The organism is Rhodovulum sp. DZ06, assembly GCF_050586345.1.
Lineage (GTDB): Bacteria > Pseudomonadota > Alphaproteobacteria > Rhodobacterales > Rhodobacteraceae > JBOCEF01.
Window position 1 is genome coordinate 1 of record NZ_JBOCEF010000043.1, and the last position, 13395, is coordinate 13395.

The following is a 13395-nucleotide window of genomic DNA, read 5'->3' on the forward strand; positions in this document are numbered from 1 at the left end:
CCGCCACCGGCGCAAGGCTGCGCCACCTGCCCATGGCGCCTCACAAGGTGCTGAAGGCGATGAAGGCGCGGGGCTGAACCGGGCTTGATGAAGGCCGGGCGCGGCGGCGGACCGCCGCGCCCGGCAAGCGAAAAGGGACACGCGCCGATGAGCAGGATCGAGGTCAATCTCTGGTCGGGCCTGCGCCGCCTGACGGACGGCGCCGAGGTGGTGGAGGTCGAGGCCGACACCATCGGCGGCATGCTCGACGCCGTGGTCGCGAAGCATCCCGGCCTCGGCCCGGTGTTCGAGGCCGGCGTCTCGGTCGCGCTCGACGGGGAAATCGTCAACGGGTCCAGGCACATGCCGGTGCCCGAGGGGGCCGAGGTGTTCCTGCTGCAGAAGATGAAGGGCGGCTGATCCGCCGCCGCCCGGCGCGTCCCCCGCGCCGCGCGCAAGCGGCAGGGCGGGACGCCGGGCCGCAGGCCGCGCGGGGCGCGGTTCACGCCTTGTCAGTCTTCTTCGGGAATGGTGCGCGCATCCTCGTTCTGTTTCCGGGTGCGCCATGTTCTCTTCCGTCTCCGCCGTGATCCGGCTCGCGCTCGCCGCGGTCGTCGCGACCGTGCTGGGCATCTTCGCCGCCTCGGAATGGGGCGCGCTGCAGGCCGAACGGAACGCGGTCGAGGCGGAGGTCGCGGCCGAGCGCCTCGTCGGGCCGCAGGTCAGGCTGGCCCTGACCCTCAAGGACCTGCAGATCAACGTGATCCAGGTCCAGCAATGGCTCACCGACATTTCCGCCACGCGCGGGCGCGACGGGCTCGACGACGGCTTCGTCGCGGCCGAGGCGCAGGCGCAGGACTTCGCGAAGAACGCGGCCGAGGCGCGCCGCCTGGCGGGCGGGCTGGGCCTGGCCGAGCTGGCCGACGCCGTGGCGCGGGTCGAGGACGCCTTCCCCGCCTATTACGACGCGGGCCGGGCGATGGCGAAGGCCTACATCGCCGACGGCGCGGATGGCGGCAACCGGATGATGGGCGGCTTCGACGCGGCGGCCGAGCGCCTGCACGGCGCGTTGGGCGAGGTCGCGCAGATCAACGCGGCGGCGCTGGCCCGGGGCGGCGAGGGGCTGGTGGCCCGGCTGGTCGCGGCCGAGCAGAGCGCGCGCTTCGCCAACCTGCTGGTGCTGGGCTTCGGGTGCCTCGCGCTTCTCGTCTCGGGGGTGTTCGCCGTGGTGCTCACGCGCGCCGTCGCCCGCCCGCTGGCCGCCGCCACCGCGGCCGCGCGCCGTCTCGCCGCGGGCGACGCCGACAGCCCCATCGCCATCGGGGCCCGGCTGCGGGAGCTGCGGGAGCTCGACGAGGGGCTGAACACCTTCCGCGCCGCCGCCGAGGTGCAGCTGGCCGCGAGCAAGGCGATCGAGAACAGCCTGACGCCGATGATGGTGGTGGACGCGGCGGGCCGCGCGATGGTCGCCAACCCCGCTTTCGCGAAGCTCTGGAACGGCATCGACCCGGCGGTGCGCGGCGGCCTCGCCGCGGGGCAAGGCAAGGTCGCGGAGCTCGACTTCCGCCCCCTCGTCGCCGCCGCGCGCAAGGCCGAGGGCGTGGGCGCGGTCCGCGCCAAGACCGGGGGACGCTCGGCCATCGAGCTGAAGGTCGGCGCCCGGATCCTCGAGCTGCGGCTCGCCTACCTGCCCGGCGATGCGGGGGTGGTGCTGGAGATGGAGGACGTCACCGGCATCCGCGGGCTGGAGACCGATTTCCTCACCGCCATCGAGAAGGTGAAGGCGGGCGAGTTCGACGCCAAGGTCCAGGCGGTGGACGACATGGGCTTCACCTCGACCGCCGCGCGCGGGTTCAACACGCTGTGCGAGGCGGTGGCGCGGTTCATCTCCGAGCTGTCGCACGCGCTCGACGCCATGGCCGAGGGCGACCTGACCGCGCGCATCCCCGGCGGGTTCGCGGGCCGCTTCGCAGAGGCGGGCGACGGGTTCAACCGCTCGATCTCCAAGCTGCGCGACACGGTGCAGGAAGTCGCCTCCGCCTCCGAGGAGGTGAGCCTCGAGGCGCGCCCGATCTCCGAGGGCGCGCGCGACCTCGCCTCGCGCACCGAGACCGAGGCCGCGGCGCTGGAGCAGATGTCGGCCACGATCGCGGAGTTCGGCGGGGCGCTGAAGGGCGCCGCCGCGCGCGCCTCCGAGGCCGAGGGGCTGACCGACGCCGCCTCCTCGGGGGCCGCGCTGGGGGCCGCGACGGTGGCCGAGACGGTGACCGCGGTGACCCGGATCGAGGAAAGCTCCAACAACATCCGCGACATCGTCAACGTGATCGACGGCATCGCCTTCCAGACCAACCTGCTGGCGCTGAACGCGGCGGTGGAGGCCGCGCGGGCGGGCGAGGCCGGGAAGGGCTTCGCCGTCGTCGCCTCCGAGGTCCGGCAGCTCGCGCAGCGCAGCGCCGACGCGGCCGAGGAGGTGCGCAAGCTGATCGAGGAAAGCTCGGCCCATGTCGGCGACGGCGTGCGGCTGGTGCACCGGACGGGCGAGACGCTGGTCGAGCTGGAGGGCGCGGTGCGCTCGGTCGCGGGCACGGTGGGCGAGATTTCGCGCAGCATGCGCGACCAGCTCGACAGCGTGGCGCAGATGGCCGAGGCGATGCAGGGCCTCGACAGCGCCACCCAGCGCAACGCCGCGCTGGCGGACCAGAGCGCGTCCTCGGCCGACCGGCTGACCCAGCGGGCCGAACGGCTGGGCGCGCTGGTGAGCGCGTTCAACCTCTCCGGCGGCGACCGGGGCCGCGCCGCGGTCGTGGCCGCGGAGTAACCGGGGCGGCGTCGGCGCCGCGGGGCAAGGCCGGGCAGGCGGGCCGCAGGGCAGGCGGGCGGCGGCAGGGCAGGCGGGCGGCAGGGCAGGCGGGACGTCCCGCACCGCCGCCCGGCGCCCCGGCCCGCGCGCCGCCGCCCCTCGCGTCCCCGGCCTCGGCGCAAGGCGCTTCGGGCAACGCCTTGTTCACCATGGCGCCCTAGGCTTCGGCCGGATCCCGCGCGCGCATCCCGCGCGCCGCCCCGCAACCCGAGCCGTCCCGCCGCATGTCCGACAGCCCCGCCCGATCCCCCGGCGATCCTTCCCGCCCCGCCCCGGACCCCGCCGCGCCGGATGCGCCCGGGGTGATCGAGATCGACGGCCTGCGCCTGCCGCTCGACCCGCGCATCGTCACCCGGCGGATCGAGAAGGCCCTGCGCAAGGGCCGCTACGAGAAGGGCGAGCGCCGCGCCCTCGCCGCCCTTCTGCGCCCCGGCGACCGGGTGCTGGAGCTTGGCGGCGGGCTCGGCCTCGTCTCCGCCATGGCCGCGCTGCAGGACGGGGTCGAGCGGGTCGTGGTGGTCGAGGCGAACCCGGACCTGCTCCCCGTCATCGCCCGGACCCACCGGCTCAACGGGGTCGCGACGGCGGAGATCGTCCACGGCGCCGTCGCGCCGGGCCGGGGGGAGGCCGAGGCGGCGAGGCCCGGCGCGGGAACCTCCGGCGGGGACGGGTCCTGGCCGCAGGGGCCCGGCGCCGCGGACCCGCACGCGATCGCGCCATCCCCGCAAGGCCCGGAAGGTCTGCAAGGGCCGGAAGGCAGCGAGGGACTTGGCGTGGCGGCCCCCGGCGGCGCCTACGGCGCCCCAGTCCAGGTCGCCGCCCCCGCCCCGAACGGCGCGCCCACCATCCCCTTCTACCTGCGCCGCGATTTCTGGGCCTCGTCGATGGAGCCGGACTCGCGCCCGTGGGAGCGGACGGCGCAGGTCCCGCTGCTGCCCCTCGGCGCGTTGCTCGCCCGCCACCGCCCCACCGTGCTCGCCTGCGACGTGGAGGGGGCGGAGCTCGGCCTCTTCGACCGCCTCGACCTGTCCGGCCTGCGCGCCGTGGTGCTGGAGCTTCACCCGAAGGTCTACGGCCCCGACGCCGCGCAGCGGATCATGCGCAGCCTCGACGACGCGGGGCTGCGCCTGCAGCCGGTCCGCCGGGCGACCAGCGTGCGGGTGTTCCTGCGCCCCGACCCGCCCCCCGCCGCCGCGCGCGCCTCCACCGCCGCCGCGGATCCCTGCGCCCGGCCCGGCCCGCCGGGGCGCCCGCGCACCGCCATCGTCACCTGCATCAAGGACGAGGGGCCCTTCATCCTCGAATGGATCGCCTGGCACCGCGCCATCGGCGTGGACGAGATCGCCGTCTTCACCAACCATTGCACCGACGGGACCGACCACCTGCTCGACCGGCTCGAGGCGATGGGCCTGTGCCGCCGCCTGCCGAACCCGGCGCTGGCCTTCAGGCAGCGCAACTACCAGCCCGCGGCCCTCGCCCTCGCGCCGCATCTGCCCGAGGTGCAGCGGGCCGATTACGTGATCTCGATGGACGTGGACGAGTTCATCAACGTGCGCCTCGGGGACGGATCGCTCGCCGCCCTCTACGCCGAGACGGGGCCCTTCGACGCGCTTTCGATCAGCGAGCTGACCCATGGCAGCAACGGGCGGCTGCGCTTCGTCCCCGGCCTGGTGACCGCGCAGTTCCCGGGGCACGAGAGCGAGAGCCCGGGCGCCCGCCGGGCGATGCGCGGGGTGAAGACGCTGGTGCGCACCGGCCCGAAGCTGGCGCGGCTGCGCAACCACCGCCCCGATTTCCGCGGGTTGCCCGGGGATGTGCGCTGGCTCGACGGCTCTGGCCGCCCCCTCGCCGCGCTGCTGGAGGACCCGGAGGTGAACGGCGTCGATGTGCGCGGAACCTACGGGCTGGTCTCGCTCGAGCATTACCCGCTGCGGGCGCTCGACTCCTACCTCGTGAAGATGGACCGCGGCGACGTGGTGGTCGGCGGGCGCATGGTCTCGCAGCGCTACTGGCGGCTGCGCAACCGGTTCGAGGCGCGCAGCTCCGACCTCTCGCGCCAGCAGCCCGCCTTCCGGGCGGCGCTGGCGCGGCTGATGGCGGATGGGCGGCTGGCCGCGCTTCACGCCGCCTGCTGCGCCGCCCATGCCGCCCGGATCCGGGAGATCGCGCCGAGGTCCCCGTTCCGGGAGCGGCGCGACTGGATCCTGGAGAACGCCTGGACCGACGCGCCCCCGGGCTGAGGCCGCGGCCGGGCGGGGGAGACGGATGGCGCGGGCCCCCGGGGACGGCGGCCCACGGCGCCGGCGAGCGGACGCCGCAACGGCCCCCGCAAAGGCCCCGGCCAGGGCTCCGGCCTCGGACCCGGGCGCGGCCCCGTGTTCTCCTCGCCCGCCGCCGAGGCGACCCCAGGTCCCCCCGCCGCCGCCGGGCGCCGCGCGGCCCCGTCCGCGCGCGGGCCGAGGGGGCTCGACGCCCCCGAGGGCCGCTCGCCCCTGCGCGCCGCGCCCGCCGCCTTACACCGCCTTCACCAGCCGCAGCGCGTCATAGATCGCCGCGTGGGTGTTGCGCGCCGCCACCGCGTCGCCGATGCGGAACAGCTGGTAGGCGCCCGCGGGGTTGCGCACCACCTCCTGCGCCCGCCCCTCGATCAGCGCGCCGTAATCCACCTCGCCGAGGTTGGTCGACCCGTCCCGCAGCTCGAAATAGAGCTCGTCCAGCGGCCGCGTGCCGTGATTCACCACCACCTGGTCGACCTCGCGCCGCTCCTCGACCCCGCCGTAATCGCTGCCGATCCGGGCCGAGAGCCCGTTGCCCGACCGGCTCACCCCGTCGAGCTTCCAGGTCACCGTGAACCGCGCCCCGCGCTTCTGCAGCTCGCGCATCGAGGGGGTCAGCGACATCGCCATCACCTCGGGCGCGAAGGTGCGGTCGCGGGTCATGATCTCCACCGACCCGCCCGCCTCGGCGATCAGCTCCGCCGCCTGCAGGGCCGCGAAATCGCCGGCGTCGTCATAGACCAGCACGTTGCGCCCCGGCGCGGCGTCGCCGGACAGGATGTCCCAGGCCGAGACGACCAGCTCGTTCCCCTCCTCCAGGATCTCGGTGAAGGGCAGCCCGCCGGTGGCGATGATCACCACGTCGGGGGACAGGGCGGTCACGTCCGACGCCTCGGCATAGGTGTTGAATTCGAACGCCACGCCCATGCGCTGACCCTCCGCGAAGCGCCAGTCGACCAGCGACAGCATCTCGGCCCGCCGCTTCGTGCGCGCGGTCAGCCGCACCTGCCCGCCGGGGCGGTCGGCGGCCTCGAGCACCGTCACCGCGTGCCCGCGGGCGGCGGCCACCCGCGCGGCCTCGAGCCCCGCGGGACCGGCGCCGACCACGACCACCTTGCGCCGGGCATCGCCCTTCTGCACCTCCTGCGGCTCGAGCAATTCGCGCCCCGTGGCGGGGTTGTGCAGGCAGAGCGCCATGCCCCCCTGGTAGATGCGGTCGAGGCAGTAATTGGCGCCGACGCAGGGCCGGATCCGCTCCTCCTCGCCGCGCAGGATCTTGGCGACGATATGGGGGTCGGCCATGTGCGCGCGGGTCATGCCGACCATGTCGAGCTTGCCTTCCGCGATCGCGTGACGCGCCGTCGCCACGTCCTGGATCTTGGCGGCGTGGAAGGTGGGGAACTGGGTCGCGGCGCGGATTTCCCCCGCGAAATCAAGGTGCGGGGCCGAGCGCATCCCCTGCACCGGGATCAGGTCGGTCAGCCCAGGGTCGGTGTCGATATGCCCGCGCACGACGTTGAGGAAATCGACCAGCCCCGAGGACTTGAGGCGGCGGGAGATCTCGATCCCCTCTTCCGCCGTGATCGAGCCCGGGAGCATGTCGTCGCCCGCGTAGCGCACGCCGACGATGAACTCCTCGCCCACGCGCGACCGGATCGCGCGCAGCACGTCGAACATCATCTTCAACCGGCCGTCGAGATCGCCGCCATAGGGCCCCTCCTGCTGGTTGGTCAGCGGCGAGATGAACTGCTCGAGCAGGTGCCCGTAGGCCTCGAGCTCGATCCCGTCGAGCCCCGCGGCCTTCATCCGCTCCGCCGCGTCGGCGTAATCCTCGATGATCCGGGCGATGTCCCAGTCCTCGGCCTTCTTGGCGAAGGCGCGGTGCGCGGGTTCGCGGTCATGCCCCGCGGCGACGGTGGGCAGCCAGTCGGCCTTGTCCCAGCGGGTGCGGCGGCCAAGGTGGGTCAGCTGGATCATCACCGCGCAGTCGTGCTCGTGGCAGGAATCCGTCAGCTCCTTCATCCAGCCGACCACCTCGTCCTTCCAGGCGAGGATGTTGTTGAACACCGGCGGGCTGTCGCGGCTGACCGAGGCCGACCCGGCGGTCATCGTCAGCGCCACGCCGCCCCGCGCGCGCTCCTCGTGATAGGCGCGGTAGCGGGCCTTGGGCATCCCGTCCTCGGGATAGGCGGGCTCGTGGCTCGTGATCATCAGCCGGTTTTTCAGCGTCAGGTGCTTGAGCTGGTAGGGCTGCAGGAGCGGATCGGCGGACATGGGGCGACTCCCTGGCTGGCGTGTCGGGGGCAGCATCACGGGAAATGTACACATCCGTCAAGTTTGAAGACGGGGGCGTCGAGTTTTCTTGCGGGCACGCCCGCGGGCGGCTAGGGTCCGGCCCATGCAGACAGGGACCGACAAGGATGCGCCCGCTTCGGCCGAGGCGCCGGACGAGGCGCCGGACAGGGCCGGGGGCTGGCGCGGATCGCGCGAGGGCTGGCTGGACGCCGCCCGCGCGGCGCTGGTCGACAGCGGGGTCGAGGCGGTGAAGATCGCCCCGCTCTCGGCCGCGCTGGGCCTGTCGCGCACCAGCTTCTACTGGTTCTTCAAGGACCGCGCGGCGCTGCTGGCGGCGCTGCTCGACGACTGGGACGCGGCCAATACGGGCGCGATCCGGGACGCCTGCGCCGCCTATGCCGAAACCGCGCCCGAGGCGGTGCTGAACGTCATCGGCGCCTTCCTGCCGGGGGGCGCGTTCGAATCCCGCCTCGATTTCGCGATCCGCGGCTGGGCGCATCGCGACGCGGCCGTCGCGGCGCGCATCGAGGCGGCGGACGCGGCGCGCCTCTCGGCCATCCGCGCGATGTTCGAGGCGCGCGGCTTCGCGCCGGGGGAGGCGGACGTGCGCGCGCGGACCATGTACCTCACGCAGATCGGCTACATCTCGATGCAGGCGGCGGAGGACCTGCCCACCCGCCTCGCGCGGATCCCGGCCTATGTGAAGACCTTCAGCGGCGCCGCGCCCACGGCGTCCGAGCTGGCCCGGTTCGAGGCCCGGCTGCAGGGGCGCTGAAGCGGCCCCCGCCCGGCGCGCGGGCCGCTGGCCGCTGCGCCGTCATGGCGCGCTCGGCGGCGTTGCGCGGACGCGGCGTCATGCTTAGCTGGGATGCATAACCATAAAATGGAAACGCCCAGGTCTCCCCCAGCGTGGACGCGATGCGTCCCGGCAGGCTCTCCATGACCGAAAACACCCCCCGCACCCCGAAAACCGAGCATTCCGTGCCCTTCTTCTGGCCCCTCGCCGCGGGGATCGAGATGGGGCGGGCGGGGCTCGAGCTGTTCAACGAGAACATCCGCTTCCTCGAGGAGGCGGCCGAGATCACCGACCCGCCGGCGCCCGAATGGGCCACGCCGAACCGCGTGGCGCTGGATCTTCCGACCATGCGGCTGCGCGACTTCTCGCGCCCCGGGGCGCGGGCGGACGCGGTCCCGGTGATCGTCGACGCGCCCTATGCGGGGCACGATTCCACCATCGCCGACTACGCCCCGGGGCAGAGCCTGGTGGAGGCGCTGCTCGATGGCGGCGTGCAGCGGGTCTTCGTGACCGACTGGAAGACCGCGACGCCCGAGATGCGCGATTTTTCCATCGACACCTATCTCGCCGAGCTGAACGTCGTGGTGGACGATCTCGGCGGGCGCGCGAACCTCGTGGGCCTGTGCCAGGGCGGCTGGATGTCTGCGATGCTCGCCGCCCGTTTCCCGGGCAAGGCGGCGACGCTGACGCTGGCGGGGTCGCCCATCGACACCGATGCAGGGACCGGGCCGATCCGCGCCATGGCCCATGACACCCCGATCGAATTCTACCGCGACCTGGTGGCCGCCGGGGATGGGCGGATGCCGGGGCGGGCGATGCTGGCGGGCTGGAAGAACATGCATCCCGCGCAGCAATACCTTCTGAAGTATCTCGACCTCTACGCCCATATCGAGGATGACTGCTACATCGAGCGCACCGAGCGGTTCGAGCGGTGGTACGAGAACCCGGTGGACCTGCCGGGGGCCTATTACCTCCAGGCCATCGAGCTTCTGTTCAAGGAGAACCGCTTCGCCAGGGGCGATTTCATCGGCCTCGGGCGCAAGCTGTCGCTTCGGGACGTGACCTGCCCGGCCTGGCTGCTGGCCGGGGCGGGGGATGACATCACCACGAAGGAACAGGTCTTCGCCGCGAAGGACCTGCTGGGCACGCCGCAGGACAACATCGAGCAGGCGCTGGTTCCGGGCGGGCATATCGGCCTGTTCATGGGCTCGCGCACCCTGAAGGACGCCTGGCCGAAGATCGCCGCCTGGCTCTGCCGCGAGGGGGACGCGGGATGAGCGCCGACGCCCAAACCCCCGACCTGTCGACCCTGCCGCTGGAGGACGCGATGGCGCGCCTCGGCGCCGGGCCCGAGGGGCTGACCGACGCCGAGGCCGCCGAACGCCTGTCGCGCTACGGCCCCAACGCGCTGCCCGAGAAGCAGGAGAGCGCGCTGCGCAAGCTGCTGCGCCATTTCTGGGGCCCGATCCCGTGGATGATCGAGATCGCCGCGCTCCTCTCGGCCCTTGCCGGGCACTGGGCGGATTGCGCGATCATCGTCACCCTTCTTTGCGCCAACGGCTTCATCGGCTGGTACGAGGAGCGCGAGGCCGGCGACGCCATCGCCGCCCTGCGCTCGCGCCTCGCCGCCGTGGCCCGGGTGCGCCGCGGCGGCGCCTGGCGGCAGGTCCCGGCGGCCGAACTGGTCCCCGGCGACATCGTCCACCTGCGCCTCGGCGACGTGGTTCCGGCGGATGTGCGGATCCTCGATGAAGGGGAGGCCGAGCTCGACCAGTCCTCGCTGACCGGCGAGTCGCTGCCGGCGCAGAAGGGACGGGGGGACGCGGCCTTCTCCGGCTCGATCCTGCGGCAGGGGGAGTTCGACGCGCTGGTCCATGCGACGGGCGAGGGCACCTTCTTCGGCCGCACCGCCAGGCTGGTCGAGGACGCGCAGGCGCCGAGCCATTTCCAGACCGCGGTGCGGCAGATCGGGCATTTCCTGATCCTCTTCGCGCTCGGCCTCGTGTCGGTGATCGTGCTGGCCTCGCTGTTCCGCGGCGATCCGGCGCTCGAGGTGCTGCAATTCGCGCTGGTGCTGACCGTGGCCGCCATCCCCGTGGCGCTGCCGACGGTGCTGTCGGTGACCATGGCGGTCGGCGCGCGGCTGCTGGCGAAGAAGCAGGCCATCGTCAGCCGCCTGACGGCGATCGAGGAGCTCGCGGGCGCCGACGTGCTCTGCTCGGACAAGACCGGGACGTTGACCCTGAACCAGCTGACCCTCGGCCCGGCGGAATGCCTCGGCGGCGCGTCCGAGGCCGACGTGCTGCGCGCCGCCGCCCTCGCCTCGCGCCCCGAGGGGGGCGACGCCATCGACGCGGCGGTGCTGGGGGCGCAGATCCCCGACCTGACAGGCTGGCACGTCACGCATTTCAAGCCCTTCGACCCGGTGTCCAAGCATACCGAGGCCGAGGCGGACGGCCCCCGGGGCCGCATCCGCGTGGCCAAGGGCGCCCCGCAGGTGATCGCCGCCATGGCGAACCTCTCGGGCGACGCGCTGGAGGAGGAGCAGTCCCGCATCGACGCCCTCGCCGCCCGCGGCTTCCGCGCGCTCGGCGTCGCGCAGGCGGACGGGGACGGGCCGTGGCGGATGCTGGGCGTGCTGCCGCTGTTCGACCCGCCCCGCGACAGCGCGGCCGAGACCATCGCCCGCGCCCGCGCCATGGGCATCGACGTGAAGATGATCACCGGCGACCAGCTCGCCATCGCCAAGGAGACCGCCCGCGCGCTCGACCTTGGCGACGGGATCCTGGACGCCGAGGCGCTGGGCGACGTGCGCCACCACCAGCGCGCCGCCTCGGACGACGCGGTGGAGCGGGCCGACGGCTTCGCCCAGGTGTTCCCCGAGCACAAGCACCACATCGTCGACGTGCTCCAGCGCCGGGGGCATATCGTGGCGATGACCGGCGACGGGGTGAACGACGCCCCGGCGCTGAAGAAGGCCGATTGCGGGATCGCGGTCTCGGGCGCCACCGACGCGGCGCGGGCGGCGGCGGACATCGTGCTGACCGATCCGGGCCTGTCGGTCGTGGTCGACGCGGCGCAGGAGGCGCGGCGGATCTTCCAGCGGATGAACGCCTACGCCATCTACCGCATCGCCGAGACGCTGCGGGTGCTGCTGTTCATGGCGCTCGCCATCCTCGCCTTCGACTTCTACCCGCTGACGGCGGTGATGATCGTGATGCTGGCGCTGCTGAACGACGGCGCGATCCTGTCCATCGCCTATGACAACGCCGAGGCCGCGCCCGGCCCGGTGCGCTGGAACATGAGGCGGGTGCTGGGGGCGGCCTCGGTCCTCGGGGCCGCGGGGCCGATCGCGTCCTTCGGCCTCTTCTACATCGCCGAGCGGGAGTTCGCGCTGCCGCGGGACCAGGTGCAGACGCTGATGTACCTGCTCTTGTCCGTGGCCGGGCACCTGACGGTGTTCCTGGCGCGGACCGAGGGGCCGTTCTGGTCCTCTCGCCCGTCCAATGCGCTGCTGGGCGCCGTGGTGGGCACGCAGGTGCTCGCCACGATCATCGCGCTGGCGGGGGTGTTCATGACGCCGCTGCCCTGGGAATGGGCGGCCGCGGCCTGGGGCTGGGCGCTGGCCTGGTTCCTGCTGACGGACGTGCTCAAGCGCGTGGCCTACGCGGCGGCGGGGCGCTGAGGCGCGGCGGGGGGTGCGCCGGGCGTGCGGGCAGGGGAGGGGGGCGTCAGTTCCCCTCCTTCGCCACCACGCTCCACATGAAGACGTCGAGGGTGGGCGAGATCTCGGCCCCCTGGAAATTCGCCTCGAACGCGTCGACCAGCGCCGAGCGGCGGCCGCGGTGGATGGCGATGGCGAGGCTGCGCAGGAAGGCGACGGCGAGGCGGCTCTGCGCCGCGTCCGGCCCGAAGGCGTTGACGTAGATGGCGTAGCGTTCCTCGGTGAAGGTGTGCGGCTGGATCTGGAACGGGCAGCCGCCGCGGTCGAACAGGATGCGGCTGACGATCTCCACGTCGCCGACATAGTGGTAGACCTCGTCCGCGCAGAACGCGGCGGCGAGGGCGTCGTGGCTCTCGAACGCCTGCACCAGCGGCTTCGGCGCCAACGGACAGGTCGGCCCGCCGAGCACGGCGTCGACCGGCTCCACCCCCTCGGGGCAGACCGGCTCGCCCGCCTCGCGCGCAGCGACGGCGCATTCCACGAGGCGCGCCTGGTGGCGGGGGGACAGCTCCTCCCAGCCCGGGGCGCGCTGCAGGCGGTAATCCCCCAGGATGCCCTGCGGCGTCACCTCGAAGCCCTGCGCCTCGTGGATCACCCGCACGCCGGGGCGGTCGGCGGTGGTGCCGTCGACCACGCCGATCACCGCGCCGCGGCAGGGCCAGAACCGGTTCCAGCCGTCCTCGCGCGGGGGGTGGGAGGCGAAGCCGACGCCCGAGAGGTAGATCGGCTGCGAGGCCATCAGCTCGGGGTGCGACAGGCGCCGGGCGGTCAGGGTGCTGGGATCGCACAGAACGTCGATGCGCTGGTCGCGCAGCAGGTCCATCCGCGCGGCGGCCGAGACCTCGATCCACTCCGCCGGCGCGCCGGCGGGCATCCGGGCCAGGGCCTGCTTGCACACGTCGACGACGTAGCCGCCGAAATCATCGGGATCCGCGGGGCCGCCCGCCGCCTTCTCGGACGCCGAGAGGGCGCGGCGGCGGTAGGAGAACGGCGGCGCGTCGCCGCGCACGCCGATGCGCAGGTGCGGCGCGGCGCGCGCGTCGCCGGCCCCGGCCCCCGTCCCGGCCCCGGCCCCGGGCCCGGCGGCGGCGCGCTCGGCCCGCGCGGCGCTCAGCAGGCCGGGTGCGCCGTCGGCCGCGCGTGCCGGGCCGGGCGCGGCCGGCGCCGCAAGGGCGAGGGCGAGGGTGAAGAGCGCGAGGCGGGCGGCGCGGCGGGCGCGGGACGCCCGCGGGCGCGGCGAGGCGGCGGCGCTCATGCCTTGCCCCGGCGGGCCAGGGGCAGGGTGGGCAGCAGCGGCCGCTTGCGGGGCGGCCGGTCGGCGGCGGACGCGGCGGCGGGGGGCGCGGCCCCGGGGGGGGGGGGGGGGGGGGGGGGTTTTTCCCCCCCCCCCCCCCCGCCCCCCCCCCCCCCCCCCCAAACCCCCCCCCCCCCCCCCCCCCCCCCCCCCGCCCCCCCCCCCCCCCCC

8 protein-coding genes are annotated in these 13395 nt (G+C 74.1%); 6 read left to right on the plus strand and 2 right to left on the minus strand.

Annotated elements, in window-relative coordinates:
• Nucleotides 1-147 precede the first annotated feature (147 nt).
• From ACQ5SO_RS16565 to ACQ5SO_RS16575, 3 genes are all read left to right on the plus strand, one after another.
• The gene (locus ACQ5SO_RS16565; RefSeq protein WP_430942739.1) at nucleotides 148-399 is read left to right on the plus strand and encodes a MoaD/ThiS family protein; all 252 of its coding nucleotides are present in this window, start codon (nucleotides 148-150) and stop codon (nucleotides 397-399) included.
• Between the two features lie 145 nt (nucleotides 400-544).
• Complete coding sequence (locus ACQ5SO_RS16570) at nucleotides 545-2797, plus strand: methyl-accepting chemotaxis protein (RefSeq protein WP_430942740.1); 2253 nt, start codon at nucleotides 545-547, stop codon at nucleotides 2795-2797.
• A 266-nt stretch (nucleotides 2798-3063) separates the two neighbouring features.
• Nucleotides 3064-5079, plus strand: a complete 2016-nt coding sequence (locus tag ACQ5SO_RS16575; RefSeq protein ID WP_430942741.1) for a glycosyltransferase family 2 protein — start codon at nucleotides 3064-3066, stop codon at nucleotides 5077-5079.
• A gap of 273 nt (nucleotides 5080-5352) precedes the next feature.
• On the opposite strand, the gene ACQ5SO_RS16580 is transcribed toward ACQ5SO_RS16575, so the two are convergent.
• Entirely contained in the window at nucleotides 5353-7389 is a 2037-nt protein-coding gene (locus ACQ5SO_RS16580) for an FAD-dependent oxidoreductase (RefSeq protein ID WP_430942742.1), read from the minus strand.
• Nucleotides 7390-7513: 124 nt separating this feature from the next.
• On the opposite strand from ACQ5SO_RS16580, the gene ACQ5SO_RS16585 reads away from it, so the two are divergent.
• The 3 genes from ACQ5SO_RS16585 to ACQ5SO_RS16595 all read left to right on the plus strand — a co-directional run bounded on the left by ACQ5SO_RS16585 (nucleotide 7514) and on the right by ACQ5SO_RS16595 (nucleotide 11891).
• Nucleotides 7514-8185, plus strand: a complete 672-nt coding sequence (locus ACQ5SO_RS16585; protein WP_430942743.1) for a TetR family transcriptional regulator — start codon at nucleotides 7514-7516, stop codon at nucleotides 8183-8185.
• A gap of 164 nt (nucleotides 8186-8349) precedes the next feature.
• Entirely contained in the window at nucleotides 8350-9483 is a 1134-nt protein-coding gene (locus tag ACQ5SO_RS16590; RefSeq protein ID WP_430942744.1) for an alpha/beta fold hydrolase, read from the plus strand.
• Nucleotides 9480-11891 carry a plasma-membrane proton-efflux P-type ATPase gene (locus tag ACQ5SO_RS16595; RefSeq protein WP_430942745.1) on the plus strand — a complete coding sequence of 804 codons (2412 nt, stop codon included), beginning with the start codon at nucleotides 9480-9482 and terminating at the stop codon, nucleotides 11889-11891. Before ACQ5SO_RS16590 ends, ACQ5SO_RS16595 begins: the two co-directional genes overlap by 4 nt.
• Before the next feature lie 46 nt (nucleotides 11892-11937).
• On the opposite strand, the gene ACQ5SO_RS16600 is transcribed toward ACQ5SO_RS16595, so the two are convergent.
• A complete protein-coding gene (locus ACQ5SO_RS16600; protein WP_430942746.1) occupies nucleotides 11938-13185 on the minus strand; it encodes a hypothetical protein in 1248 nt (415 codons plus the stop codon).
• Nucleotides 13186-13395 lie beyond the last annotated feature (210 nt).

Excerpts from the sequence above, each read along its gene's own strand:
- ACQ5SO_RS16585 (WP_430942743.1), top strand. The coding sequence starts at position 7,514 with ATGCAGACAGGGACCGACAAGGATGCGCCCGCTTCGGCCGAGGCGCCG.
- ACQ5SO_RS16590 (WP_430942744.1), top strand. The coding sequence starts at position 8,350 with ATGACCGAAAACACCCCCCGCACCCCGAAAACCGAGCATTCCGTGCCC.
- ACQ5SO_RS16575 (WP_430942741.1), top strand. The coding sequence starts at position 3,064 with ATGTCCGACAGCCCCGCCCGATCCCCCGGCGATCCTTCCCGCCCCGCC.
- ACQ5SO_RS16570 (WP_430942740.1), top strand. The coding sequence starts at position 545 with ATGTTCTCTTCCGTCTCCGCCGTGATCCGGCTCGCGCTCGCCGCGGTC.
- ACQ5SO_RS16600 (WP_430942746.1), bottom strand. The coding sequence starts at position 13,185 with ATGAGCGCCGCCGCCTCGCCGCGCCCGCGGGCGTCCCGCGCCCGCCGC.
- ACQ5SO_RS16580 (WP_430942742.1), bottom strand. The coding sequence starts at position 7,389 with ATGTCCGCCGATCCGCTCCTGCAGCCCTACCAGCTCAAGCACCTGACG.
- ACQ5SO_RS16595 (WP_430942745.1), top strand. The coding sequence starts at position 9,480 with ATGAGCGCCGACGCCCAAACCCCCGACCTGTCGACCCTGCCGCTGGAG.
- ACQ5SO_RS16565 (WP_430942739.1), top strand. The coding sequence starts at position 148 with ATGAGCAGGATCGAGGTCAATCTCTGGTCGGGCCTGCGCCGCCTGACG.